Annotated in this window: 25 protein-coding genes; 14 read left to right on the top strand and 11 right to left on the bottom strand. The window is 51.1% G+C overall.

Annotated elements, in window-relative coordinates:
* Window positions 1-5: 5 nt before the first annotated feature.
* A complete protein-coding gene (locus tag ACO0LE_RS05215) occupies window positions 6-980 on the bottom strand; it encodes a LysR family transcriptional regulator (protein ID WP_422959364.1) in 975 nt (324 codons plus the stop codon).
* 288 nt (window positions 981-1,268) lie between these two features.
* Between ACO0LE_RS05215 and ACO0LE_RS05210 the strand changes: the two genes are divergently transcribed.
* Window positions 1,269-1,586 (top strand): hypothetical protein, encoded by a 318-nt coding sequence (locus ACO0LE_RS05210; RefSeq protein ID WP_422959363.1) that lies wholly within the window; start codon window positions 1,269-1,271, stop codon window positions 1,584-1,586.
* Window positions 1,587-1,638: 52 nt separating this feature from the next.
* Complete coding sequence (locus tag ACO0LE_RS05205; RefSeq protein WP_422959362.1) at window positions 1,639-2,052, top strand: DUF2798 domain-containing protein; 414 nt, start codon at window positions 1,639-1,641, stop codon at window positions 2,050-2,052.
* 293 nt (window positions 2,053-2,345) lie between these two features.
* Here ACO0LE_RS05205 and ACO0LE_RS05200 read toward each other — a convergent pair whose 3' ends face one another.
* Window positions 2,346-4,196 (bottom strand): phosphoenolpyruvate carboxykinase (GTP), encoded by a 1,851-nt coding sequence (locus tag ACO0LE_RS05200; RefSeq protein WP_422959361.1) that lies wholly within the window; start codon window positions 4,194-4,196, stop codon window positions 2,346-2,348.
* Between the two features lie 409 nt (window positions 4,197-4,605).
* Here ACO0LE_RS05200 and ACO0LE_RS05195 point away from each other — a divergent pair, with 409 nt between their 5' ends.
* From ACO0LE_RS05195 to ACO0LE_RS05175, 5 genes are all read left to right on the top strand, one after another.
* On the top strand, window positions 4,606-5,586 hold the full coding sequence (locus tag ACO0LE_RS05195; RefSeq protein ID WP_422959360.1) for a D-2-hydroxyacid dehydrogenase family protein: 981 nt from the start codon (window positions 4,606-4,608) through the stop codon (window positions 5,584-5,586).
* A 199-nt stretch (window positions 5,587-5,785) separates the two neighbouring features.
* On the top strand, window positions 5,786-6,469 hold the full coding sequence (locus ACO0LE_RS05190) for a hypothetical protein (RefSeq protein WP_422959359.1): 684 nt from the start codon (window positions 5,786-5,788) through the stop codon (window positions 6,467-6,469).
* 239 nt (window positions 6,470-6,708) lie between these two features.
* Window positions 6,709-7,389 carry a hypothetical protein gene (locus tag ACO0LE_RS05185; RefSeq protein WP_422959358.1) on the top strand — a complete coding sequence of 227 codons (681 nt, stop codon included), beginning with the start codon at window positions 6,709-6,711 and terminating at the stop codon, window positions 7,387-7,389.
* 125 nt (window positions 7,390-7,514) lie between these two features.
* Entirely contained in the window at window positions 7,515-8,168 is a 654-nt protein-coding gene (locus tag ACO0LE_RS05180) for a hypothetical protein (RefSeq protein WP_422959357.1), read from the top strand.
* A gap of 461 nt (window positions 8,169-8,629) precedes the next feature.
* Window positions 8,630-9,880 carry an RCC1 domain-containing protein gene (locus ACO0LE_RS05175; RefSeq protein WP_422959356.1) on the top strand — a complete coding sequence of 417 codons (1,251 nt, stop codon included), beginning with the start codon at window positions 8,630-8,632 and terminating at the stop codon, window positions 9,878-9,880.
* A 756-nt stretch (window positions 9,881-10,636) separates the two neighbouring features.
* Here ACO0LE_RS05175 and ACO0LE_RS05170 read toward each other — a convergent pair.
* Window positions 10,637-11,047 (bottom strand): IS110 family transposase, encoded by a 411-nt coding sequence (locus ACO0LE_RS05170; RefSeq protein WP_422959355.1) that lies wholly within the window; start codon window positions 11,045-11,047, stop codon window positions 10,637-10,639.
* 187 nt (window positions 11,048-11,234) lie between these two features.
* Here ACO0LE_RS05170 and ACO0LE_RS05165 point away from each other — a divergent pair, with 187 nt between their 5' ends.
* Complete coding sequence (locus ACO0LE_RS05165; protein WP_422959354.1) at window positions 11,235-12,359, top strand: serine hydrolase domain-containing protein; 1,125 nt, start codon at window positions 11,235-11,237, stop codon at window positions 12,357-12,359.
* A gap of 166 nt (window positions 12,360-12,525) precedes the next feature.
* Window positions 12,526-12,792: a hypothetical protein gene (locus ACO0LE_RS05160; protein WP_422959353.1), complete on the top strand. Its 267-nt coding sequence runs from the start codon at window positions 12,526-12,528 to the stop codon at window positions 12,790-12,792.
* 27 nt (window positions 12,793-12,819) lie between these two features.
* On the opposite strand, the gene ACO0LE_RS05155 is transcribed toward ACO0LE_RS05160, so the two are convergent.
* On the bottom strand, window positions 12,820-12,942 hold the full coding sequence (locus ACO0LE_RS05155; protein WP_422959352.1) for a hypothetical protein: 123 nt from the start codon (window positions 12,940-12,942) through the stop codon (window positions 12,820-12,822).
* Window positions 12,943-13,092: 150 nt separating this feature from the next.
* Between ACO0LE_RS05155 and ACO0LE_RS05150 the strand changes: the two genes are divergently transcribed.
* Window positions 13,093-13,533: a DUF3592 domain-containing protein gene (locus ACO0LE_RS05150; RefSeq protein ID WP_422959351.1), complete on the top strand. Its 441-nt coding sequence runs from the start codon at window positions 13,093-13,095 to the stop codon at window positions 13,531-13,533.
* 143 nt (window positions 13,534-13,676) lie between these two features.
* Here the strand turns inward: ACO0LE_RS05150 and ACO0LE_RS05145 are convergent, their stop codons facing one another.
* The 3 genes from ACO0LE_RS05145 to ACO0LE_RS05135 form a co-directional block, all read right to left on the bottom strand.
* The gene (locus ACO0LE_RS05145; protein ID WP_422959350.1) at window positions 13,677-15,062 is read right to left on the bottom strand and encodes a M20/M25/M40 family metallo-hydrolase; all 1,386 of its coding nucleotides are present in this window, start codon (window positions 15,060-15,062) and stop codon (window positions 13,677-13,679) included.
* A 128-nt stretch (window positions 15,063-15,190) separates the two neighbouring features.
* Window positions 15,191-16,003 carry a substrate-binding periplasmic protein gene (locus ACO0LE_RS05140; protein ID WP_422959349.1) on the bottom strand — a complete coding sequence of 271 codons (813 nt, stop codon included), beginning with the start codon at window positions 16,001-16,003 and terminating at the stop codon, window positions 15,191-15,193.
* Window positions 16,004-16,176: 173 nt separating this feature from the next.
* Complete coding sequence (locus tag ACO0LE_RS05135; RefSeq protein WP_422959348.1) at window positions 16,177-16,953, bottom strand: L-asparaginase; 777 nt, start codon at window positions 16,951-16,953, stop codon at window positions 16,177-16,179.
* Between the two features lie 248 nt (window positions 16,954-17,201).
* Here ACO0LE_RS05135 and ACO0LE_RS05130 point away from each other — a divergent pair, with 248 nt between their 5' ends.
* From ACO0LE_RS05130 to ACO0LE_RS05115, 4 genes are all read left to right on the top strand, one after another.
* Complete coding sequence (locus ACO0LE_RS05130; RefSeq protein ID WP_422959347.1) at window positions 17,202-17,693, top strand: asparaginase domain-containing protein; 492 nt, start codon at window positions 17,202-17,204, stop codon at window positions 17,691-17,693.
* 70 nt (window positions 17,694-17,763) lie between these two features.
* Window positions 17,764-18,297 carry a hypothetical protein gene (locus ACO0LE_RS05125; RefSeq protein ID WP_422959346.1) on the top strand — a complete coding sequence of 178 codons (534 nt, stop codon included), beginning with the start codon at window positions 17,764-17,766 and terminating at the stop codon, window positions 18,295-18,297.
* The gene (locus ACO0LE_RS05120) at window positions 18,224-18,757 is read left to right on the top strand and encodes a GNAT family N-acetyltransferase (protein ID WP_422959345.1); all 534 of its coding nucleotides are present in this window, start codon (window positions 18,224-18,226) and stop codon (window positions 18,755-18,757) included. The genes ACO0LE_RS05125 and ACO0LE_RS05120 overlap by 74 nt, the downstream gene beginning before the upstream one ends.
* Window positions 18,758-18,877: 120 nt before the next feature.
* The gene (locus tag ACO0LE_RS05115) at window positions 18,878-19,762 is read left to right on the top strand and encodes a Dyp-type peroxidase (RefSeq protein WP_422959344.1); all 885 of its coding nucleotides are present in this window, start codon (window positions 18,878-18,880) and stop codon (window positions 19,760-19,762) included.
* On the opposite strand, the gene ACO0LE_RS05110 is transcribed toward ACO0LE_RS05115, so the two are convergent.
* The 4 genes from ACO0LE_RS05110 to ACO0LE_RS05095 all read right to left on the bottom strand — a co-directional run bounded on the left by ACO0LE_RS05110 (window position 19,759) and on the right by ACO0LE_RS05095 (window position 26,242).
* Window positions 19,759-20,838 (bottom strand): HDOD domain-containing protein, encoded by a 1,080-nt coding sequence (locus tag ACO0LE_RS05110; RefSeq protein ID WP_422959343.1) that lies wholly within the window; start codon window positions 20,836-20,838, stop codon window positions 19,759-19,761. The two genes, ACO0LE_RS05115 and ACO0LE_RS05110, sit on opposite strands and share 4 nt — an antisense overlap.
* Before the next feature lie 14 nt (window positions 20,839-20,852).
* Entirely contained in the window at window positions 20,853-23,825 is a 2,973-nt protein-coding gene (locus tag ACO0LE_RS05105) for a bifunctional diguanylate cyclase/phosphodiesterase (RefSeq protein ID WP_422959342.1), read from the bottom strand.
* Between the two features lie 84 nt (window positions 23,826-23,909).
* Complete coding sequence (locus ACO0LE_RS05100) at window positions 23,910-24,950, bottom strand: AbrB family transcriptional regulator (RefSeq protein WP_422959341.1); 1,041 nt, start codon at window positions 24,948-24,950, stop codon at window positions 23,910-23,912.
* A gap of 221 nt (window positions 24,951-25,171) precedes the next feature.
* Entirely contained in the window at window positions 25,172-26,242 is a 1,071-nt protein-coding gene (locus ACO0LE_RS05095; RefSeq protein WP_422959340.1) for an ABC transporter ATP-binding protein, read from the bottom strand.
* Between the last annotated feature and the right edge of the window lie 38 nt (window positions 26,243-26,280).

Genomic DNA, 26,280 nt, shown 5'->3' with positions numbered 1-26,280 from the left:
ACAGTTCAGGTATCGAGGCGTGTGTCATGTTCCAAAGCTGGGATTAGGTTTGACTGGGTCATGGTGATCAGATTATCGCGCAACCATTTATGTGCAGGATTACGCCCGTCGCGCTCATGCCACAACATATCTATGTGAACTTCGGGCAGATCAAACGGCAGTTCTTTCCAGACCAGCGCATCGGTCATCCCGGTAGACTCAATCAGGTGGCGCGGTAATACCGTAATCAGATCGGAATTAGCGACAACTTTGCCACCGGTGAAAAACTGGTTCACCGTCAGTAAAATACGACGCTCACGTCCGATATGGGCTAATGCCTCATCCACCAGCCCGTGCGCACGGCCAGAGAAACTCACGAGCAAATGGTTTGCGTCGCAATAGCCGTCCATCGTCAATTCCTTATCTGCCAGAGGATGATCTTTGCGCATCACGCAGACATAATGGCCTGAGTACAGGCGCTCATGGCGTATCGGACTGCTGGACGCACCCTGCCCGCCAGCGAGTTGGGCGACCACGCCCGGGAAAAATCCGACCGCAATATCAATATCGCCGCGTATCAGCATAGGGCGGGGCTCACGTGTCGTCAGCGGTACCATGCGTGCATTGAGTCCTGGCGCATCGCGCTCAATAGCGCGCACCAAGGTCGGCATCCAGAGTGCGGCTGTCGCGTCTGCCATTGCCATCCTGAATGTTGCCTGTGCTTTTGATACGTCAAAGCTGGTCGGCGCAATCGCTGCCTCCAGATTTGACAGCGCGAGCCGTATCGATGGCCATAGCGTCTCCGCACGCGGTGTCGGCTTGACGCCATATGCCGTGCGTATCAGGAGTTCATCGCCGAGTGAGTGACGCAGGCGCTTGAGTGCATTTGAGACGGCAGGCTGCGTCATCGCCAACTTATCTGCGGCACGGGTCAGGTTTTGTTCAATCATTACGGCATCAAAAACCCGTAACAAATTCAAATCAAGTGTCAGAAAATTCATTGACGATGCTCCAGGCAGCTTTTATAAGTTAGGGCTTACTAGGTATTGATCCAGCGTTAATTCAAGCTTACTACAATGCTCTGAGCATTTATTGTTCGCATCGCTAGCGTCCTCGTCGCTGCCGGTTACTGCAGCGATGTTGTGTAAGTCCGCTAAATAAGTAAACCTAATCTTTGCACAATTATTCACAAACTGCATAGTAGATATGAGAAATCAAAATTAGATTTATATATTGCACTGCAATATTATTGCATCATCAAATAAATAGACAGAAATAGTGAGAACATTATGACCTTCCTCAATATCGCTTTCCCAGTGACAAGTGCCATCCCTGTTGCCGAAATGGCTGTCAGCACCGTGATCGCCGCTGCGCGTCCTTTGCTAGGCGTAGGTATTTTGGCAACAATGCTGGTTGTATTCAAGCCAATGATCGCTGGCATGCTACGCGCTGCTCTAGTTGTGCTGAAGCCTAGAATGACCCGTGAGCAAAAAAGCGCCAGCCGCAATTTGCGTAACATTCTGACGATTCGTCGCATCGCCAGCGATCTGGATGCGACATCGCCAAATATGGCCGCTGAGTTGCGTGCTTTAGCCGCACGCGGCTAATCCGGTCTCAGTCTTGATCTAGCAGCCAATCCAGAGTTCAACGGAAACAATCATGCAATCGACTTACTCCACAGATGCGTTGTTACGTTATCGTAAAAATCAGCCAGTGCGGGCTGTCGCCGGATCCAAAAGTCTGGCGTCGATGTTGCCGACTATCTTGACTACAGGTGTCATCACTCTGGTGGCGACTGCGGTGATGCGCTTATTGTGGCTAGGGTTTAATAATGACTTCTTCGGCGCTTGGATGGAAGCGTGGCTGACTACTTGGCCTATCGCTTTTCCGATTGCCTATATGTTGAAACCCGCCGTTTACCGACTGAGCCATGGTGTAACTCAGGTCTCAGAGCCGAGGTTTGATGTCATTCAGGCTAAAGGTTTGTCGCTTAATGACGTACAGTCAGCATCTCAACGCGCGACCCAGACAGCCCCGTTAAAGTTACTACAACAACCTTTTATTCACCGTTGAGGCAATACTGACACTGAAAGTTAATAGCAAAGCGAATTAGCGTCACCAATTTTTTGCACTCCACCAGAACAAGCCGCATTTTTGTGCGGTTTTTTTATGCGTCTTTGGTGTTAGTTGACGCAATGTCCTTGTGAAAAACGGCGGCGTCGACAACGGATCTCCAACGACTACATCAACAAATTTTTCCGAAGTATCAACACTATAAGACATAAAAAAAAGCGCAGCTTAATAGCCGCGCTTTTTATATGAAACAAACTACCAGATCACATGGTGATCGGATTGTACTCAAGCGATTACGCCGACAAACGTTGCTCCAGCGTCGCCTTCGTTGCCGCCAGTTCGGCTGGTAAATGGTAGTTCAGCTTATCAAACAGCTCGGTATGCAAAGCCAGTTCCGCTTGCCATGCCGCGCGGTCGATTGAGGTAATGGTGTCGAATTGTGCTTGTGTAAAATCCAGGCCGTCCCACGTCAGATCATCAAAAGTTGGCGTGATACCGAAAATGTTTTCAACACCGTTAGCTTTACCTTCGATACGTTCCAGCATCCATTTCAACACCCGCATATTGTCGCCAAAACCTGGCCAGACAAATTTGCCGTTCGCATCAGTACGGAACCAGTTGACGCAGAAAATTGCCGGTTGCTTTGCGCCAATCGCCGCGATTTTTTTGCCCATATCCAGCCAGTGCTGGAAATAATCGCTCATGTTGTAACCCATGAATGGCAGCATCGCAAACGGATCGCGACGCACCACGCCTTGCTGTCCGACTGCGGCAGCCGTGGTTTCGGAACCCATGGTCGCCGCCATGTAGACGCCTTCGACCCAGTCACGTGCTTCCGTCACCAGCGGCACCGTCGTTGAGCGGCGACCGCCAAAAATGAACGCAGAGATTGGTACACCGGCAGGATCATCCCAAGCCGCATCGATCACCGGATTCTGTGTTGCCGCAACGGTGAAGCGGGCATTCGGGTGCGCTGCTTTACGACCGGTTTCTTTAGCGATTGCCGGAGTCCAGTCCTTGCCTTGCCAGTCGATGACATGCGCCGGTGCTTCTTTGGTCATGCCTTCCCACCAGACATCGCCATCGTCCGTCAATGCAACGTTGGTGAAAATCGTGTTGTGTGTCAGCGAAGACATGCAGTTGGAATTGGTCGCGGTGTTTGTGCCAGGTGCGACACCGAAGTAACCGGCCTCTGGATTAATCGCATACAAGCGGCCATCTGCACCAGGTTTGATCCAAGCGATATCGTCGCCGATGGTGGTGACTTTCCAGCCTTTGATCGCCGGGATGAGCATGGCGAAGTTGGTTTTGCCGCATGCGGACGGGAACGCCGCTGCTACATAATGCTTTTTACCTTCAGGAGATTCAACGCCCAGAATCAGCATATGCTCAGCCAGCCAGCCCTGGTCACGACCCATGGTTGATGCGATGCGTAACGCAAAGCATTTTTTACCTAACAAGGCGTTGCCGCCGTAGCCGGAACCATAGGACCAGATCTCGCGCGTCTCAGGATAATGCACGATATATTTCGTTGCATTGCAAGGCCATGCAACATCTGCCTGACCTTCAGCCAATGGCGCACCAACCGTGTGTACGCAAGGAACGAATTCACCGTCTGTGCCAAGCACATCGAATACCGCTTTACCCATGCGCGTCATGATGCGCATGTTCACCGCGACGTAAGGTGAATCAGACAATTCCACGCCGATGTGAGCGATTGGCGAACCCAGCGGACCCATGGAAAATGGCACCACATACATAGTGCGACCCTGCATACAGCCGTCAAATAAAGGATTCAACGTGGTACGCATTTCTGCCGGTGCCATCCAGTTATTCGTCGGGCCTGCATCTTCCTGCTTGGCGGAGCAGATATAAGTACGGTCTTCAACACGCGCCACGTCAGACGGATCAGAGCAAGCCAGATAGCTGTTCGGACGTTTTGCCTCATTGAGTTTTTTCATGGTGCCAGCGGCAACCATTTGTGCGCACAGACGGTCGTATTCTTCTTCGCTGCCGTCACACCAGTAGATATTGTCTGGCTTAGTTAGCGCCGCCATGTCGGCGACCCAGTTGATAAGCTTTTGCTGCTTGACGTAGGCAGGGACATTCAATGTCGCCACACCACGCATGATAGGTTGATTCACGATACTACCTCCAATGCCATTTAATAGAAATCTGTGTAGCGGCACGGCAGGATCGTCGTTAGGGGTGTCGGGCAGTGCGAGCAACAGCTAAAAAGCGGGCTCAAGCACAGCGCGGACAGGCTCGATGACGGCGGTTCTGTCGGATGAAGAATTGATCTGGCTAATCGTTTTTGACGCCGGACTCACTCTTACGAAAGCAACAATGTAATATTGCATTCAGACTTACGCCCGACATGATGTTGCAGGCGGAAGAATCAAAAAGCTACGTGGGCAGTAATTGTACACTCGCAACTCGATCAGAGCGAATTTTGCTTCAAAACTGTTATTACTCATGCATGATATTTGAAAGCGAATTGCAAGCTTGGCCTGAATTAATACGAAAAGTAGCCAAAACCACCAAGGAATTCCTATGAAAATCGCAATTCTCGATGATTATCAAGATGCCGTACGCCAACTCGCCTGCTTCGATTTATTGCAAGGCCATGAGGTCAAAGTCTTTAACAACACCGCCGTCGGTCTGGGCCAGTTAGCGATCCGTCTTGCGCCTTTTGATGCCCTAGTACTGATACGCGAGCGCACCGCTTTCCCGCGCGCCTTGCTCAGCAAATTGCCGAATCTCAAACTCATTTCTCAAACCGGCAAACTCGCTGGTCATGTCGATATCGCCGCCGCCAGCGAGTATGGAATCAAGATCGCCGAAGGCATCGGTGATCCCACCGCACCCGCCGAGCTGACCTGGGCGCTGATCATGGCCGCCTCACGCAAAATCCCGCACTACGCCAACAACCTCCAGCAAGGCTTATGGCAGACCGCCTCAATTCATCCCGCAGCTAATTCTCTCGGACGGGTATTAAAACGCAGGACGCTCGGCATCTGGGGATACGGCAAAATAGGCAAAATGATCGCCGCTTATGGCAAAGCATTTGGTATGAACGTGCTGATCTGGGGACGCGAAGCGAGCCGCACACAGGCATTACAGGATGGTTATCAGGCTGCCAATTCAAAAGAAGAGTTTTTCGCCCAGAGCGACATTCTCAGCCTGCATCTCCGCCTGAATGATGCAACCCGCGGCAGCGTTACCGCAGCCGATCTCGCACTGATGAAAACAGACGCCCTCTTCGTCAACACCAGCCGCGCAGAACTCGTCGCAAGTGGCGCGCTGGAAGCCGCTCTCGCCGCATCTCAACCACGCCCGGGCTTTGCCGCACTGGATGTGTTTGAAAGCGAACCACTCGCTCCCCAGCATCCTCTGCTACGTCTGGAAAATGTCCTCGCCACACCGCATCTCGGCTATGTAGAGCGCGACAGTTATGAATTATATTTCCGTGCTGCTTTTCAGAACGTCGTCGACTTTGCCAGCGGTACGCCAAAGAATATTTTTAATCCCTGAGCAATCAAGCATCATTATTGGCATTACACTCATCGCTGTCTGGTATCGGTGCCAAAGCGATATCAGTATCAGCACATGCTGCGGCATCGATGGCGGCTGAATATTTGTTATTAACGTCAGTTGTTAGCACGATTATTAAGCCGAATTATTAAGCCCAATTCTTAACCCCACTAATTTTTTGAGAACACATATGTCATCCATGCGACTCATTCACTTGTCCGTAGTCTCTGCTCTATTTTCCATCGCCTCCTTAGCTGCACAGCCAGTGCAGGCGCAGAGCGTGCGTGCACCCGCGATTGTCGAAGGCGACACCTGGGAATTCAGAACGATCAACATGTGGTCGTCCAAACCAATCTCCCAGTTCAGCAAAAAAACCATCGGCATCTCCGGTGAATACGCTCGTATGTTTTACGAAACTCGTACATTGGGTAAAGGCGAAGAATTCGTCAAACCACAAGTATCAGAAGGCACCGTACGCACCGACCTCAACATGACCGTCATGTTCAAGAACGATAAGATGGAACAGATTTGGTACAAATGGCCGCTGGAGCCAGGCAAAAAATGGGAGTTCCAGTACAAACAAGAATTCCCGTCCGCGACCAACAGCGCGCAGATCCAGGTATCGGTCACCAACACCAAAGCAGAAGTCATTGGCTGGGAAACCGTTGAAGTCCCCGCAGGCAAATTTAAAGCCCTCAAGATCGTCTACAAAAACAGCTGGACCATGGACAACCCAACGTCATCCGGCACCACACAAAACATAGTCTGGTATAGCCCCGACACCAAATCAAGCGTACAGACCACCTTCGAATCCTTCGGTGCAGACGGTTCACCACAAACCAGAACCAATCAGCAATTGACCCGTTTTGAAAACGCCAAATAGACCTAGTTTGTTGCCGCAAAGGTGTCAGGTGTATGGAGTAGACCTTTGCGCGCTTGGTCGAGCAAACGCGGTTTTACGGGGTGATGTTTTTGTCCATTTGGTTATACTGTATTTTTAATCAGTATAACCAAATTCAGCTCGCGCTCATGAGGGTTTCAAGAGATGTCGAGCAAGCTTGTTATTTTTGCATCGTCGGTTATCATTGCAAAATGAAAATTAAATCACGTTAGGCATTCCATATGAGCCACCCTCTACGCGTGCCATTTCATGCATCAGGACGAGCCAACTCGCGCGCGTTCATGTATTTCAAAATGTGCGCGGAATCACTAGTCGCATATCGAGCAATCACGTCCAAGGGCAGCGGACTCGATCCTATGCATCCGACCTTTGACGGCTTAAACGACAAAGCCGATGAACTGTCGGTATTGCCGGTGATCTTCTCCGGCATGTGCCTGGAAGCTACGCTCTATGACTTGGCAGCATGCATCTTTGGCGAGGACTTCGCCGACCGCATCGACAAGCTAGACCCAGTGTCAAAGTTTCAAGTCATCGCACGGTACATAGATCGCCAAGACCCCCCTCAAGGCGGCGTAAGCACTAACGCAATCCAAGCGGTTGTCACTGCACGCAATCTTTTGGTGCACAGCAAGTCTCTCGACGGTGACCTAGGTGAAATTGGGGCGCTTATGAAGAAGGCTGGAAAGTCCCATCAGAAAACGCTCGATGGAATCGACAACTCGCTCAAAGCACTTGTACTAACGTCGCTGTACTTTGACGGCAACATTTTTGAAGAGCTCCGAATTCTTCCATCCTTCAAGAAGGACGAGTATTGGGTAGCCACTGTTCCCAAAGAGTTGCACCCCGAAATCCGTTGGTGCATTGAGGCGTCCAAAAAGGAGAAAGCGCGTGCAAATGCCTAACTGGTCGTTCAACGCGGACGCCAATACAGGCCATGGCTTTGCCATTTTCATGGCCTGTATTGGTACCCTCCGCACTTCGTGCTCCGGCGCCGGTTAACTAGGGCGTTATATTTTCAGAGATTTAAATGAGCAAGGAAACAATCCCTAATATCGCAAAGGAAATTCTTACTGATTTTTTAGGCGAATCAGGGAGCATTTTATATAGCAGCCACGAAACACTAAAATTAGGCGAAGTGTATTTGTTAGGCTTTAACCCCGGCGGCGCTGGCGGTAATCCATTCGAAAAAAACATTGATTCAATGCTTCTTAATACAACTAATGCTTATCTTGACGAAAGTTGGGAAAATCGCAATGGTGTTTGGGCTAACGGAGAAGCTCCTCTTCAAAAACGAGTTCAGTGGGTTCTTGAGAGTGTTGGCCTTAATGCAAGAAATGTCTGCGCAAGTAATTTAATATTCCTCCAAAGTCGAGGCGCTGGTGACATAAGCTATTCGCTAGCCGAAAAATGTTGGCCTGTTCATGAAGCAATATTAAACGTCGTAAAACCAAAACTTATAATTGCTTTTGGTAATTCAGGCGTTTCACCATATGGTTTTATGCACTCTATGTTTGGTGGTAAAGAGGAATATTTACCTTCAGGTCATGGCAGTTGGTCTCTAAAAGGTTTCAATTGCCAAATAAATGGTCATTCGGTATACATTGCAGGTCTACCGCATTTAAGCCGCTATTCGCCAATAGGCAAAGAGAAAGTTAGTGAGTGGCTTTCAAAACAAATATAACAAATCGCTCAAGCACCGCCACTTCGTGGCTGGACAGTTTTTAAGTCGCAGTTTTGTGGTTTTGCTGCGCAAAAGTATTCCACAAAACCACAACTTAAAAACTGTCGCTTAGCTCAACGTTAAAGCTCTCAGGCCATGGCTATTCAGATTTTCGGTTTCCCGGGATTTCCCAAAGACATCGGGGTAACAAAGATCGACGCGCCGCCCAACGAATGTGCGTTGAGGCCTTTTATAGCGAGCAACATTACAAAACACGCGCTATCCAACAATCTGATGCATTAATAGGATAAAGTGTCGAGCGATGCAAAAAAACCAATCCCCAAATTCGATGGGAGATTCAGGTTGTTTGTTTAAAAACTCCTTATATGGTTGCCGCCTAGGCGACTAAATCACCGAACTAAACCCACTTAATTGAAAACAATAGAATGAAGCGATATTTATACCTATGCTTGCTGCTAACCATGACTGCTTGTGGCGGTGGGGGTAAGGATTCCAGTCCACCATTGCCTGCTGTAACTGATGTTTCACCGAGGACCGCACTGATCGGAACTCAGACGACATTCGATGTCACCGGATCGAACTTGACCGAAGGGATGCGCTTTACCCTGGCAGGCTGCAATGGCATCACCGAAAAAGCCGGTGGCTCACCAAGCAAACGTCAATTTACCTGCACTCCTGTCGGCGCAGTGGCAGCATACAGGGGACAAGTCAGCACCAGTGCTACAACGGCAAGCACCTCGTTGGATTTCTCAGTCAATTTTAGGTCCCCAATATTGAGTGCGTCAGTAGCATCTGGCCGAATGCTGGTTGTGACCGCGGATGGGACTTTGTGGGGATGGGGCCGCGCCGTTGGAGATGGAACCAATAACGAGAGTCTGGTAGCAAAAAAAATCGGTAGTGATTTTATTTCTACGGTAGACGGTGAATTTGCGGTGCTGGCAATAAAGAAAGACGGCTCGCTGTGGTCGTGGGGCTTCGGCGAAGTTCTCGGCACGGCAAACCAATCCAGTGTGCTCGCGCCAGTACAAATTGGTAGCGGCTTTGCCAAAGTAAGCATTGAATGGAAAAACACGACGAGCGGCGAACATGCCATTGGTTTAAAAACTGATGGCAGCTTGTGGGTTTGGGGCGCACGCTCCCTGCCCACTGGGCAATACGGTTTTCAATACACGCCGCGCATGTTTGCATCTGGCTTTAGTGATTTGGGTGCAAACGACACTGCACTCAAAGCCGATGGCAGCGTCTGGGAATGGTCGGTGAACACGATGATACTCAGCGATAGTGATGCCCCGGATAATTCATTTGTCGTCAAACAAATTGGAACTGGCTATTCTGTTGTTTCGGGTGGTTTCAATGTAACGTTCGGCCTTAAGCCGGATGGCAGCTTGTGGAACTGGGGAAATTATGCGATCAGGCCTGCGGGCAGCAGCGGCGATTTAAACACGCATTATTTAGTCAGCAGTGATGTACGTTCAATTTCCAGCGGCAACGCCATGATCATCAAATCCGACAACACACTATGGTATCCCGGTGGAAACGTGGCTGCACAGAGCGGTGAATATATCGCAGTGTGGCCAGGGGATAACTGCACGATGGCATTAAAGACCGATGGCAGTTTATTGGCTTGGGGTTTATGTTATTTCGGCGATGGTCAATCGTCTCACTATACCCAGCCTGCCAATACTCCGGCGCAAGTAGTCTTTCCAAAATAGGATTAGTTGTTACGAATGTCTCAACCGAAGTAATTCTGCGAGAAAAATTCAAAGCGGCAGAAAGTTGAGAAGAGTAGAGGGCAGCCGATGACTACAACCTACTCTTCCTTTTTCGTTATCAATTTCTTTGATGACGGGCGTTGTTCATGTTAATCGCAGCATGCGAGAGGTTCCCATGCGACGCAATCTATTGCGCTTATTCGATCGACAGGCAGCAAAGTCAACTTACGTAGAGCGAAAAATAAAAACAGGATGCTATACCACGCGACATCCATGAGGATTTTGAACCTATCTGGCCTGTAACCCGCACGGTGGTTGCATATTAGCGTGGTTGCCTTTTGATTCTGTATCTCATCGAAAAACAAGTTGATATTGATTAGTTTGGTAAGTGTAGTGAGCCAGTATCCTCATGGTTCATGGCATACGTAAAATCAGTTGTACCGCGCTCTGAAGATGATCCGGTAGATCAAACCAACATCCTGCCCCACAACAAATCCAAACAACCTCAACGCAGTGGTAACGGATAACTGGCAACGCTGGCGTTCCCCTTTTAATCCATAGCTTGCACCGCCAAAAACACATTGTCCTTCGACACATTTTTCATCGTGTAACTAGTGACGTTGCCGACGTCTACGCTGTGTTGCCAGTCCGCTGCGGTGGTTTCGCGCCAGAGGATGCGGTAGCCTGCCAGGTCTTGTTCGAGATTGGCTTGCCAGACCAGGCCGGCGCTGTTTTCCAGCTGGGTGGTTTGTATTTTTACCTGTGCCGGTGCAAGCCTTGCAGAGCTTGCTGCTCAATTGATTTTATTTTGACTGGGCGAATGTCGGCGCAACGGGCAGCCTCTAACAAAGCACAAGCATCTGCTGCATCGGTTTTGTTGCGTTTTACATAAGCTCTAATGTATGCTGCTGGAAGTAACTTAACGTCGATGCCCAGAGCATTCAAAGAACGCGCCCAATGATGAGCCGAGCCACAAGCCTCCATGATCACCAGCGAGACATTGCGGTTAATAAACCATCGTTCAAATTGCGCTCGCGTCAAACGATGATGTTCGATTACACGCCATTGCGTATCGGCAACAGTAAGTTGAAACACAGATTTGACCAAATCAACGGCCACGGTAGTAGCATTCGTAGTGGACTCCTCGCGTTGAAATATGATCCCCATCCCCAATGTGAACCAGTGCGCTTAATATCGCGCAAAAAGGCGGGGGAGTCCATTCCATCATTCAAACGGACTCTTAACGGAGCAGCTTAACTCAAACCTTATGTGTCACGAACAGGGCGGGTCATTAGCTGCCTTTTGCAGAAAGTGGCGCTCTCATCGAGAGTGTTTAAATGCAGGAAACTTAGTCATGGGACGATTCATGTTGATTGGAAAAAATCGCATCTGCGCAGTCATCGCCGCTACTCTGGTCTTAATACCAGGATTCGGGATTGCCGCAACTACTTTGGTCGAGGCGAACGAGCAGGCCCGTCAGTTGATCCAGACGACCATGGAGGCGCGGCGAATTCCGGGTCTGCAGGTGGCGGTCATCAAAGATGGTCAGCTTGTTCTGTCAGAGAACTATGGATTCGCCAACGTGGAGAATCGCGTGCCTGTCACTGGTCAGACGCTGTTTCCACTGAACTCCGCCACGAAGTCACTCACGGGTGTCGCCATCATGCAGCTCGCTGAGGCTGGGCTCGTGGATCTCAACGCGCCCGCCTCGATCTACCTCGAGGATTTGCCAAAAGCGTGGCGGCAAATCCGCGTGAGGCAACTGCTGGCGCATACATCCGGGCTACCCGATGTTGTCGATCAACCCGGCCCAACTACCGGTGCCACCGAGGCAAGCATGTGGAAGTCTGTGAAGATGCAGCCCCTCAATAGTCCGAGTGGCGAGAGTTTTTCTTACAACCAAACCAACTATGGCCTGCTCGCACAGATCATCGCCAAGCAGTCAAAGGTGCCCTATGAGGAGTATCTCGCTGACCGCCAGTTTGCAGTAGCAAGTATGCCCTTAACAACATTCGGGGACAGTTACGACCCGGTCCCGAACGCGGCAACTATCTACAGCTATTTCCCGCGCGGAACGCTTGCGCCAAATGATGCTAGTCGCTTGTCTCACTGGATCTACGATATCCCACACAGCCTCCGTGCCGGCGGCGGCATCCAAACAACAGCCACCGAACTCGCGCATTGGGTCATTGCGCTATCAAGTGGCCGATTCATCAGTGAAGCCAGTATGCGGAGCATGTGGACTCCTGAGAGACTCAACAACGGTTCAAACGGTGCCTGGGCAGCTGGGTGGCCGGTGCTCGCATCGGGCTCCCAAAGAGAAGTAGCCGGAATCGGTGGCAACCGGGCTGCGTTCATTCTCTATCCCGATAATGGGCTAGCCATTATCGTATTGACGAACTTGGTCGGCGGCAATCCCGAGAGATTCATTCCGAAGATCGCTGAACTCTACAAGTCGATACCGGGTAAAACAAAGTAGACCTCAGGCTCTTCATGACAGTGCTAGCGATATTCTGATGACTATCGAAAACTAGTTGAGAACATTTAACGCTAGAACGCGTGCTCGGGAGGAAATGACCGTTGCGATCAATGGTGTTGATTATGTATGCACCATATTTTGTCGTTTAACCTGGGGGAGGTACTCAATGCTTACGATTCACCAAATAAGGAAAAACTCACATGCAGTGCAACTGCTCGGGGAATATTTTGATTTTGAAGTCTGGTCAGAATCTGAAATAGACCTCCCCGATTGGCTAAATCTATCTACCAAGGAGAAATTTATTCCTTTTGCTTCTGAAGGCGCTGGCGGCGTTTTTTTAGTTGGGAATTCCACGCAGAGAGTGATGTATGTGACTTCAGAGGGAAGTGCGGGATGGACAGCAGAGTATGTAGTTCGCGTGCGATTAGTGTAATCGTCGCATGCAAACTACTCAATTACTTCAACCTAAACCTAAACCTAAACCTAAACCTAAACCTAAACCTAAACCTAAACCTAAACCTAAACCTAAACCTAAACCTAAACCTAAACCTAAACCTAAACCTAAACCTAAACCTAGCATCATGCTATGCTATCGCCGGGTACTCCCACTCTGCAGCGGGGGAAAACGATGGGTGTGGTGGTGCTCAACATAAGTCCGATTACAATAATGTGGCTATTTTGCGTAAATATGTTAGCGTTGGTTGTTGTCATTTAAAACAAGTCAGGCGGTCCAATGAAAAATCCAATTTTTTGGCTAAGTGTGTTTTGTGCAATGGCATTTCTCTGGCAACTCTTTAAGCTGTCTCGCGGACTTACAAGCCTGTCGTGGCCTGCAACTGGTGCGGTAATCAAGAGTGTTTCGATTGAGGGGCGCGATCAAGGGGATGGTGATATTGCCTACAATGCTAACGTTGAATATAGCTATCTTGTCAATGGTAAGAATTACACATCGAATCGTTTTACCTGCTCCGAATCGGCGCAGCTTAGCCATGACGAAGCATTAGCACTGACTAACGGATTGAGGGTGGGTATCGAGACCAATGCTTTCTACAACCCTTCGCAGCCATCCATAGCCGTTCTTCGCAAAGGGATTAATCGCTCTAGTTTGATTAAAACAGTAGTTATCGGTACTGTAACAGTGGCCTGTCTGATTGTAAGCATCCGTTTTGTCTAATAAGTCGCTCGGTACAGGCATATAAATAGGCTGATTTAGCTTGCGAATATCGATCCAAACGCCCGCCAGAAAAAAAGGGCGTCGCAGTTCTATCCACGCAACGCTCCTCCCCCTACAACAAATTCCGATAAATCCCAATAACCTCAACGCAAGGGCAGCGGATAACTGGCAACGCTGGCGTTTCCCTTTTTATCTACAGCTTGCACCGCAAAAAACACATTGTCCTTGGATACATTTTTCATCGTGTAACTAGTGACGTTGCCGACGTCTAGGCTGTGTTGCCAGTTCGCTGCGGTGGTTTCGCGCCAGAGGATGCGGTAACCTCCCAGGTCTGGTTCGGGATTGGCTTGCCATACCAGGCTGGTGCTGTTTTCTAGTTGGGCGGTTTGTATTTTTACTTGCGCTGGTGCTGCTGGTCCGGTTGCCAGCGATGCTAAGGCGGCGGCGTTGATCCTGGTGACTTGGGCGGTGTAATTGACGTCGACATACTCAGGCAGATCACCGATTTTTATGCCGTTTTCTACCCGTACATTTTGGTGCTGATGGTTGAAGTCTTCGTTCGGTTCGGTAAAGCGTAATGCGGCGTAGCCTTGTTCGAGAAATGGAATATGATCGCCGCCGCGCAGGTAGCGGTCACGGCGGTTGACGATGGTGACTTTAAAGCCTTGTACATAGGCTTCGCCGACGGCTTTGACGTGGCGCGCGAGCTGGCGTGATGGCGAATCGTTTTCGCCACCTGTGCTGATCAGAGTGCGCAGGGCTTCGGGCATATCTGCGAGCGCCGGGATGCCCTCGGCGAACAGGCGTACCTGGGTGTTATCGAGATGGCCGTCGTCCGCGCGTGAGTTGCCGATGATGTCGTTGGTGAACATACCGGCGATATTCATCTTGCTGGCGCGGGCGGTCTTGGCGAAATGTGCCGCGCCGAACAGACCTTGTTCTTCGCCCGCAACAGCCATAAAGATCAGATTGGCGTTAAGCGGATAATTTGCCTGCGCGATGACACAGGCCATTTCCATCACAGCAGCCGTGCCAGAGGCGTCATCGTTAGCGCCCGGTGCAAACGAGCTGGCGTCCATGACGTCAGTGGCCCGTGAATCGTAGTGACCGCTGACCACGTAGTAGCGGTCGCTTGGTACGGCGCTTTTTAATTCGGCGACGACATTCACGATCTCAGTTGGCTGTGTCAGGCGGCGGCCTGCGGGTTCGATATAACTGTCAAAACGGACCGCCAGTCCGGGGCTGCCTTTTACCGTACCGCAGCGTTCCAGTTCGGTTTTGATCCAGCGCCGTGCTGCGCCGATACCACGAGTGTCGGATACGGTATCGGACATGGTGTGGCGGGTTTCAAAACTGACGAGCTTGTTGATGTATGCATTAATCCGCGCTGGAGAAATTTCTTTGACGATCTGTTCAATCGCTGGCTGACGAACAACGGGTGTTAGCGCGCCGCTATCAGCGTGGGCGGACAATAAAGGGAAGGCCAGAAGGCTGGCGATAACGGCAGGACGTAAGGCAAAACGCAACATGGAAGCTCCGGAGTGAGGGTCAGTAATAGGCCATCTGGGTTAAGGATAAAGCAGGCAGACGATTGCGTGGACATGGAGTGACGACAAATTTCACTTCAATTCACCACAAAACCAACGCGGTGCCTGCATTAAGGCAAATCCGATGTGCCTAAACGGATCACGTCCATTGGCGGCGTATCGTTCGGCAGCCACTTTTGATGAATTTTGGCATAGCTCCCTTCTTTTTTCAGCCAGCGCAACGCGTCTTCCCAGGCTTTGACCACACTGGCGGGTGTTTTTTTGGAGAAGGCTAAATACAATTCAAGACTATCGAGCACCAGCACCTGTTCGACCTCGTCCGGTGATCTACCGATTTCTTTCATGATTGATGGCACTACTAGGCTTCCTTCTACCCATAGGTCAAAACGTTTTGCAAATAGCATGGTTGCAATGACATGCGGCGTGGCAGCCTGATCAATATTTAAGTAGCCTTTTTTTCTGGCAGTATCGGCAAAGATACTGGAGCGATAGGCGCCCACCGTGTATTTGCGTAAGTCGTTACTGAGCAGTCTGCGCAACGCGGCGGCATTGCCTTTGCGGGTAAATAGCGCGGTATTGGAGATCGCGATCGGTCCCAGCATGACGACCAGTTTTTCACGTTCCTCAGAGCGGCCCATGGTGAACAGCATGACATTCGGTTCTTCGAGCACGGCTTTATAGCCTCTTGCCCATGGCACGACCTGAATAGGCTGGTTGCTGCCTAGGCGCGCCTGCAAGGCTTGTACCACATCGACGGCCATACCCTCCGCCTTGCCTGCATTGGCATAGCTGACCGGTGGCCAGTCTTCGGTATAAATGTCCAGAGTTTGCGCGTGAATGCTGGCGGACAAGCTTAGTGTGATTGCCAGCCAGCACAGCTGTAACGTACGGAGGTGATGTAGCGAAATTAGCGTCGTCGTCATGGACTGGCTTGCCCGATTTTTCTAAGAAAAAACGAAGACAGATCCTGATGATCTGCTCCGGCGCTTGAAGGGAATTAATATACTGCCCCTAGGTATATTTCCAATGTCCTTATAAAATATGCGGAATCAGCCCTGTTTTAATGACAATTAAGGGGAGTATATGTCAACAGCCGCTAAGGCAATAATGATAGATTCATTCCTGCAGGCAGCACATCGTGCCGCACGACCGGGTAGCGCGAGGTCTTGCCGGACAAAGCATTTGGTCCCCAGATGCGCTCCCATCCCGGAGGCCAGGTCAGTGGCTCACCCGCATAATCCGGCACGCGCTGACGCACGGCAAACACCGGCAAGTGCAAGGGCAAAGGCGCATCAGGCGTATCGGCGCCCAGGCTGTAGGCATAATTCGGCAGCAAGGCATCACAGATTTGGGCGAACCACTGCGTATGATCTTCATCCCGTCCCAGAGCCTGCGCCAGACCAGCTGGATCGAACTTTGCCAGCGTAGCGATCAGCTCTGCCGTACTGGCACCCGGCGCATCACCCCAGCCCATCACGGGATTAAAATTATAATCAGCTCCTGAGCCATACCAGCCCTCGCGCCACGGTCTTTGCATCCAGTGCCGCGGTCCGGTAAATAATTGCCAGCGCCAGTGCAGCCCCGACGGTTTCGGCCAGCTATACAGATACAGTTTTTGATAACCGGCGCCATGCAGCTCACGCACCATCGCCATCAGACGCGCATGCGGCATACGCTCTGGCGGCTGCCGGCGGAACAGAATCGCCTCGCCATCGGCATGTTGAATCTCATCCGTCGACAAATTCAGGTCCAGCGTACGCGACTCATTACCAAAGCGCGCCGCCACCCAGCCCGTCAACAAATTAACAGCAGTCAGCACGCCATAGCCGCGATGACGATGAAAAATAACAGTACCTGGAGCGATCGGTTTCATGGGACGGCGAATGATGAAAATTAAACGGTCAAACAAATAATAAGGTCTTAGTCTAATCCAAATCCAAGTCGCCGACAGCAAACTTCAGAGCTACAATATGACCAATCTCTGCTGGCTGTGTTGATTGACACGATTGATTGAAACAGCTAATTGGTCTAACTGATGTTACAACTGATCGACACCAAGCAGCGCACGAACTTTTTATCGACGTATTCTTTATTTATACTTCATTCTTTTTAACTACCATCATGACATTACGCATCATTGCCACCGGCGGGACCTTCGACAAACATTATGATGAACTGGCTGGCAAACTCGGGTTTGCCGAAAGCCATTTGCCCGACGTGCTCAAGCGCGCACGGATCACCGTACCTGTGGCTCTGGAAGCCGACCATCTTATGGATTCGCTCGATATGGTTGATGCAGACCGTCAGCGTATTCTGAACTCTTGCCAGCAAGCGGCTGAGCGTGCCATCGTGATCATTCACGGTACCGACACCATGCGCGAAACCGCTGAAGTATTAGGCGCGGCCAACCTCGACAAAGCGATTGTATTCACCGGCGCAATGATCCCTTACGAGATCGCCAATTCTGATGCCTTGTTCAATCTCGGCTTTGCCTGCGGCGTCGCACAGTTGTTGCCGGCAGGCGTGTATGTCGCCATGAACGGACAGGTATTTAACTGGAACAACGTACAGAAAAATCGCACTGCCGGAGTGTTCGTCACCAATCCTGCTTAGTCACTTACTAGTCACTGATTAATCACTAATTAAGCATTTATCAAAATTGCCAAAGCCCGTCTGAACCGCTATGAAACTACTCCTCGCCTCTGTATTGCTGACCTGTGCTGCCCTGGCGCAGGCGGCAGAAGTACGTTTTGGTCAGCTTTATTTTTTTCAGCCAGGAGATGTGCTGCAAGCCAAACAAATCAAGAACGACGAAATCGCCCGCTACTCGAACAAGGTTCAGTCTTTCATCTGGAAGGCATTAAAAAAAGCCAATGTCGACACCACCAGCGGCTACCTCGTGATGGCAGTCCGTGACGATGGCAAAACCGCTGCCTGGCTCGATATGGAGCCAGCGGTAGGCGAGGCGGTCGAGAACGACATACTGACCGCCGCGAAAAAAATCCAGGCCTTCTCTGTCGCCCGTGGCACCGTTGTATTCGCGATCAAGATGACGCTAGAGTCACCGAAATGGTACGACCTGCAATTTAATAAAGTCCCGCCGCAACAAACCACACGCCAAAAGCCCGCGCCGCAGGCCTGGGATGACGCAATCAAAAAAATCGGCAACACCGACAACATTGAAGACATCGTCAACGCAGCCTGGCCCGAAGAATAAACCCATGCCCGGCATCGTGAAATTAGTCGCTGCTAGCGAAGAGGATTTTGAAGACCTGCTCGCCCTGCGTATCCGCGCCATGCAAAAGAGTCTGGAACGTCTGGGTCGCTTTGACCCGCAGCGTGCACGCGAGCGCCTGCGTGCCAGCTATAGTCCGGCAGCGACCCGGCATATCATCCACGATGAGCAACGCGTCGGTTTTGTTGCGTTAAAACCCTGTGAAGGCGGCATCTTGCTCGACCATCTCTACATCGATCCAGCATTTCACGGACGCGGAATCGGCACTCAGGTGCTACAGCAGATTTTCAGCGACATCGATCAGCAAGGGGCAATCTTGCATGTCAGTGCTTTGCGCGATAGCGAGGCAAACCAGTTCTATCGCAAGCACGGTTTTATCTTCAGTCACGAGACCGAATGGGACCTGTATTACCAGCGGTTCCCCCAATCACTTCGTACATAAATTTACGCTTGCCGTCGTCAACGCTAAATACCAGTCGCCAACTACCAATAGCCAATTACTAATCGCTAACCGCCAGCTGCTCACACCAGAAAACCACATCTATTTTTACGGAATATTTTTATGCAAAAAGGCATACTACAAGCGCTACCAGCCCATGCGTCCTATCTCATATTTCACATCAAAGCGAACGCCGATGCCGCCGCGATACGCGAGGCATTAGCCGCTTTGACAAAACTCGTTGACGGTGAACAGATCGTTCTGGGTATCGGTGCCAATCTGGCCGATAAACTCGGTGTCGTGATCAATGGATTACGTAACTTTGATGGCATACAAGGCAGCCGTGTCCGCCTGCCATCCACCCCCGCTGACCTCTGGTGCTGGCTGCGCGCCTCTGAACGCGGTGCGCTGGTCCAACATGCTCGCCACATTCAGACCGCATTGCAAGACGCCTTTGAGTTACAGCATCAATTAGATGCCTTTAAATACGACACCGGACGCGATCTGACCGGCTACGAAGACGGCACAGAAAATACCCATGACGACGCCGCTTTCGCCGCCGCCATCGTGCAAGAGCAAGGCGCAGGGCTAGACGGCAGCAGCATGGTCGCTGTACAACAATGGGTGCACCAGTTCGAGAAATTTGATGCCATGCCCGGCGAGGATCAGGACAAGGCCATCGGCCGCCGCAAAAGCGATAACGAAGAACTAGACGACGCGCCCGAATCCGCCCACGTCAAACGCACAGCACAAGAAGATTTTGCCCCGGAAGCATTCTCACTGCGCCGCTCGATGCCATGGACGGAACAAGGCAAAGCAGGCCTGAACTTCGTCTCATTCGGCAATTCGTTCTATGCATTTGAAGCGCAATTACGCCGCATGTCCGGCGCAGAAGATGGCATCGTCGACGCCCTGTTCAAATTCAGCCATCCGGTAAGCGGTAGCTATTTCTGGTGCCCTGCGATGAAAGGCGGACGGGTTGATTTGTCATTGCTGGGCATCGCTTAAAAATCTACAGGGGCATTCGCCGCACTCCGTTTTTTTAAAGCCTGTAAACACCGTTTAGCGCTGACCGATAAACTCTCACTGATACGATCATCGTCGTCTTCTACGATGCCGGATTTTTGTAAGAGACAAATCTGGCTGAGTTCATCTGCGTCGCGTAACAGTTTTCCCAGAGAGTTTGTTTGTTGGTCAGTTGAGGTATTTTGCTGGTCGTCGGTCTGGTCAGTGATTGCGGTGATGACTTGGTCTGGAAACCCCCAATATTGACCTATCATGCCGGACAAAATATGTGCCTCGCTGAGTAGTCTGGCATGAAACCATGTATCGTTTGGTAAGGCTTGCTGGCGACCGGAGCGGTCGGTTATGCGTAGCGCGACGATCAAACCGACGTTTTGTAGCAAGCCCGCCAGAAAAGCCGGAAAAGGATCTTTGCCGTGTTCGATAGCAAACAGACGTGCTGCGTTGGCGCATAGCTCGGACTGTTCCCAGATGACGGGGGCCAGGAGTTTGGTCAGTGTTCCGGTTTGTACCTGAATAATCGGGCGAAACGATACCTTGGCCAATAGCATGCGCAGTCCATTTTGACCTAGCAGCATGACGGCACTTTCCAGATTGTTGATCTTGCTGGTTGGGTTGTAATAGGAACTATTGACCTCTTGCAGCACTTCGGCGACCAGCACGACATCTTTGGCGATGGTGTCGGCGAGATATTTACCTGAAGTGTTTTCGTCACGCAGGCTTTTAAATAGCTCTGGCAATACGGCGGGCACCCGTGGAATTAAGTCCTGACCGGCAAATTTACTACGTCGCAGTTCTTGCAATTGCTCTAGCAATTCTTCCTGCTGGAAACGGAGTTTTAGTGTGCTGAGATTTGGCGATGGCGCGGGAATGCCGGATGCAACGGGTAGCTCAGATAACAGCCATGCCAGGTAGCGCGCATGCCAGTCTGCGTCTGATGGGGCATGCGTTCGATCCTGATTTTGTTCAGAGGCAATGGAATTGTCTGCCGACGTGGTTCTGGATGGGACGGCAGCGTTGTCCTTCGCAAAGAAGCGCCTGATCCAGTGTGTCAGACTCACCAAAATACGATCCTTTATTTCAAGAGTTCAGGACGTTTCAGCAGTTTCAGGAAGCCGTCCATCGGTACGGGTTTAGAGAACAGATAGCCTTGAAATGCATAGCAGTTGTGTTCGATCAAAAAGCTGCGCTGGGCTGAGGTTTCTACGCCTTCTGCGATTACGTTCAGTCCCAGATTGGTTCCGAGTGAGATGATGGCGCGGACAATCGTTGCGTCGTTTTCGTCATCGCTTAAATCGCGTACAAACGACTGATCGATCTTGAGCTGGTTCAGCGGCAGACGTTGCAGATAGGCGAGTGAGGAATAGCCGGTGCCAAAGTCATCCATGGAGAATGAGATGCCGAGCTTTTTCAGTTCATGCATTTTTTCCGTTGTGGCATCCACGTTGTCGAGCACGGTGCTTTCGGTCAGTTCGATTTTCAGGCGAGTCGGGTCGATATCGTGCCGCGATACGATCTCGCTAAAAGTATCGACAAAATCAGCTTGCTTAAATTGCTTGGCGCTGACGTTGACGGCCAGGCTCAGGTGGCGGGTGTCTTCATTGTTTTCCCATTGTTTGAGCTGGGCGCAGGCAGTTTCCAGTACCCACAAACCGATTGGGATAATCAGGCCGGTTTCTTCTGCGAGGGGGATGAAATCTGCTGGTGAGATAAAGCCGCGGTCAGGATGGATCCAGCGCAGCAGCGCTTCTGCGCCGATCAGATTGCCGTCAGAATTCACCTGCACCTGGTAATACAATTCAAACTGATTATTTGCCAGCGCCAGACGCAGATTGGATTCGAGCATCATGCGCACGACCAGCACGGCTTGCATCGCGGGATCGAAGAAGCGCACGGCATTTCGCCCTGATGTTTTGGCCTCATACATGGCGGTGTCGGCGCGCTTGAACAAATCCTTGACCGTGATGTCATTGCCCTGGAACAGACAGACGCCGATGCTGCTGGAGCCGTGATGTTCAAAATCCATGATCTGGTAAGGCAGGCTTAATAGCTGACGGATTTTTTCAGCGATGCGGTCGGTTTGCTGAATTGCTTCATCGCGGCTGGTACTGAGTTCTTCGAGTACGACGACAAATTCGTCCCCGCCCAGACGCGCGACCGTATCGCTTTCGCGCATGCAGGTTTGGAGGCGGCTGGCGGTTTCTACTAACAAAATATCGCCGGCATCATGGCCGCGTGTGTCATTCAGCGTTTTAAAATTATCCAGATCGATGAATAGAATGGCGCTATGCGTATCGCTTCGGTTACCTCGAGAGATGAGATGTTGCAGACGGTCCAGCAGCAGACGACGGTTTGGTAATTGCGTCAGCGGATCATAAAACGCCAGATTGCGGATCTCTGCTTCGTAGTCCTTGTGGCGACTGATGTCGGTGAATGAGCCAATATAATTACTGACTTCACCACGGCTATCTGTGATCGCAGTGAGCGTAATCATTTGAGGATAGATTTCACCGTTTTTACGTTTGCTCCACAATTCACCTTGCCAGAAATGGTGCTGTTTCAGTGAACGTTCTATGTTGTCGTAGAACATGTGGTCTTGTTGTTTGGTGGTGTGATGTTCCAGATTGTGACCGAGTAATTCTCTGTTGTCGTATCCCGTAATATGTGTGAACGCATGATTGACGCGCAGGATTGTCCATTCGGCGTTCGTAACAAAAATTCCTTCCTGGGATTCGAAGGTAAAGGCGGCAATACGTAAATCTTTTTCCGCCTGCTTACGTTCCGTGATATCGGTGACGAAGCAATGCCATAACATAGAGCCATCTTCTTCTGACTCCGGTAGGCCATCGATATACAGCCAGCGTACAGACCCGTCCAGACGGCTAAAGCGAAATTCACTTTGCCATGCTGATTTTGTTCTGGCAGCTTCCCGAATGGCGTTTTTTCCATTCTCCATGTCTCGCTGATCAACACGATCGAGGAGAAATAAGGCGTTTTCGGCAACCTGATCCTGGGAGACTTCAAAGATACTCAATATTGCATCGCTGGCAAAGGGAATGCAGGTGCTACGGTCAGGCCGGATGCGGTATTGCATTACGAGACCCGGCAAGCGAGATGCAACTTTATTGATACGCTCAAATGCTTCTTTGACCTCTTGTGCGGCCTTGGCACTCTCTGCTTGCAGCGCTGTGATCAGCAGCGCCAGAAGTGCCATGGTCGTCATGTAGACCCAGAGTATCAGGAGATTTGCTCGCAGTTCAGGATTGGTAAATGGGCCATGGCCTGTTGACGTTGCCCATGCAGCAAACACCGCGGACGCTAGTGCGGTCAGTGACGCGCCTGTTACGCCAAAGCGTAGGGCGGGCCAGACGATCGCAGCGACGGCAACAAACGTCAACTGTAGCTGGTAATGTGGCATTAAAAAAATCGACCAGTTGATTGCAAACAGGACAGCGAGAAAAGCTAGCACCTCTTTACTGCGGCTGCGCAATAAGGCGAGCGATTCCAATGACACGGAGAGCAAAAGAGGAGCGATGAGCAAACTGCCTACGACGTCGCCAGCCCACCATGTCAGCCACACAGGTGACACTTCCGTAATCAGACCACGTTGCCACAACGTGAGGCTACCGCCAGTCGCTGATAGCATCATGCCCGCCATTGTCCCCACGGTGAACCAGACGACGTCTTTGCGACGGATAAATTGGCGGTTGAATTTCAGGTGGCGCAGGACTAGTGAGCACAACAAAGGGCCGAGGGTGTTCCCCAGTGACATGGTCAGAGCGATAGGAATGCTGAACCCGGCACTCAGTTCCAGTACGACAGAAGCGAGATAGATCGGCAACACCATACGATTGCCATAACGTATAAGCGCAGCGACAGCGATACCGGCCGGTAGCCATAACAAACTGACATTAGGATTGATATATTGGATCAAAAAGCCTAGCCGCCCGGCAAAAAAGTACGCGACGATTAACAACAAAAAGCGTCCGGTGAACGCATGAGGCTTTTTGTTGTTAATCGTCGGCTGGAATGCTGAAGGCTTGGACATGAAATATGCTGGCGGTGTGTGAGACGGCGCAGACCCATTATGCGACAAACTTTGTCTAAGCTAGCAAATTTTGGAGTTTCATGTTCACTTGATGGCACTTCGTTTCGTCCATCGTTGTACGAATACAAACAAGGGCCCGATAATCAACACCAAAACCACCATTCGCGTGACATGGAAGGCTGTCACAATCGGCACGCCTAGTTGCAAGGTTTTCGCCGTTAGTGACATTTCAGCAATGCCGCCCGGTGCGGTAGCAAGTATCGCTGTGGCGGCATGGATTCCAGACCAGGCAGCAAGCGTCATACCGCTGAGCGCTGCCAGTAATAAAGCCACCGTGCTGCAAAGTGCGACGCTGGCAAGATAACGCGGCGCAGCTTTTAAAAAGCTGGGTTGGAAGCGGGTACCGAGCGATATGCCGATCAGGATTTGCCCCGCATTGATGACCGACTGTGGTAACGCGGACAGGTTAATCTCAGCATAGCTCAATCCGGTTGCCACCAGCAAAGGTCCCATGACCCAGGCATTTGGCAAATCGAATCGCTGCATCAGCAAAGCCCCACATAACGTTGCGGCGATCAACAAAAGCAGACCACCCAACATCACGGTTGCAGCACCCTGTACATAAGGATCCTGACCATGTACCTCCCACAAGCGAAAGCCGAATGGAATCACCAGAACCACGAGCATAATACGCAAACTATGTGCTGCCGCGACCTTGTCTACCTGAGCGCCGTGGCGTTCGCCCTGATTTGCCATCTCTGATGCGCCACCCATTGCCATGGCAAAAAAACTGGTACAAGTATCGATACCACTAAGCCGATGCAGCAGCCATCCACACACGATGCCAATCAGGATGGAGACCAGAACCGCGAGCAAAATGTACGCTGCAAATGAGTTGACGATGTGGGCGACCGCCGGTGTGAAATACAGACCAAGCGCCGTACCGATCACCCACTGCCCTGCTGCACGTGCCGCTGGCGGGCTGCGCAAATCGGCGCCGCTCATACGACATAGTGCGGTTGCCAGCAGCGGGCCGATCATCCAGGGTAAAGGAGACTTGAGCCATACGCAGATCAGGGCTGCAACAAGGCCTAGCAGTAAGGTTTTGCTGAAGGCGAGTAGCATCACGGATCTTTAAATAACGTAGTACGTTGTTGTTGAGATTACCGGCCGGTGGTGAACCGGCGGCTCCGCACTTTTTCTATTTTCTGTTCTGACACGTCTGATATATCTGACACGAACTGTAGCACCGCAGCGGATTAAGGTCAGCAGCAGCCTCAAAATCAGTCATATTTGCAGCGCTTTGATCCGCCTGAGATTTCAGATATTGAGGCTGAAGCAAGAACTCAATATACCCACAACTTATCGGCATCCAGTTGTAACCAATACTCACCTTGCTCCAGCTTATACGGTGAGTAAGCGCGTAAGCTGCCTTCGCTACCGGCATGCCCGAACAGGCATTCCCAGCGGTCGCCCAGATACATACAGGTAGTCAGCGGCAGCTTGATGGCGTTATCGGTTTGGGTATTGGACAGCCGGACTTTTTCGAGACGGATAATTGCTGTGGCATCGTCGGCCACGTTTTTGCCGCGCAGGCTGGCCTTGAGCTGACTGCCATTGACATCGAGCGTGACGAAGTCGCCATCGCGGCTGACGATCTTGCCGCGCAGCTTGTTGTTACTACCCATGAATTCAGCGGTGAACAAGGTGTTCGGCGTTTCGTACATGCTTTGCGGCGTGCCTTGCTGCTCGATGACACCGTTGTTGAGCAAGAGAATGCGGTCAGAGATGGCCATTGCCTCACCCTGATCATGCGTCACCATCAGCGCGGACAGATTCAGCCTGACGATCAGCTCGCGTAAAAAAGCACGGGCTTCTTCGCGCAGCTTGGCGTCCAGATTTGACAGCGGTTCGTCCAGCAAAATCACTGGCGGGTTGTAGACCAGCGCACGTGCAATCGCTACGCGTTGCTGCTGACCGCCGGACAACTGATGCGGGAAACGTTCGCCCAGATGCCCCAGGCCGAGTTGTGACAGCACATCCTTGACCTTGGCAGCAATGTCGCTGGAATTCATTTTACGCAGCTTCAGGCCGTAACCGACGTTGTCGGTCACGGTCTTGTGCGGCCACAACGCGTAGGATTGAAACACCAGTCCCAGATTGCGCTGCTCGGCTGGCATCTCCCAGTTTTTACTACCGTCAAAGACATTGCGCTCACCGATATGGATGGTGCCGGTCTTTGGTGATTCCAGGCCGGCGACGGCGCGCAGCAAGGTCGTTTTTCCGCTGCCGGACGGACCAAGCAAGGCAACCACTTCACCCCGCTTTAACTCCATCGATACGCCTTTGAGAATCGGGTTTGCAGTGGCGCCTGAGCCGTATTCCAGAGTCAATTCATTTACGCTTAATTCGGACATAGTGTTCTCTCAGTAGTCTCAATATTTTTCTAAATAAT

Origin of the sequence: Undibacterium sp. Xuan67W, assembly GCF_049340165.1 — a bacterium.
In the GTDB taxonomy this organism is placed as follows: domain Bacteria; phylum Pseudomonadota; class Gammaproteobacteria; order Burkholderiales; family Burkholderiaceae_D; genus Undibacterium.
This window is presented reverse-complemented; position numbering and strand designations above follow the sequence as displayed.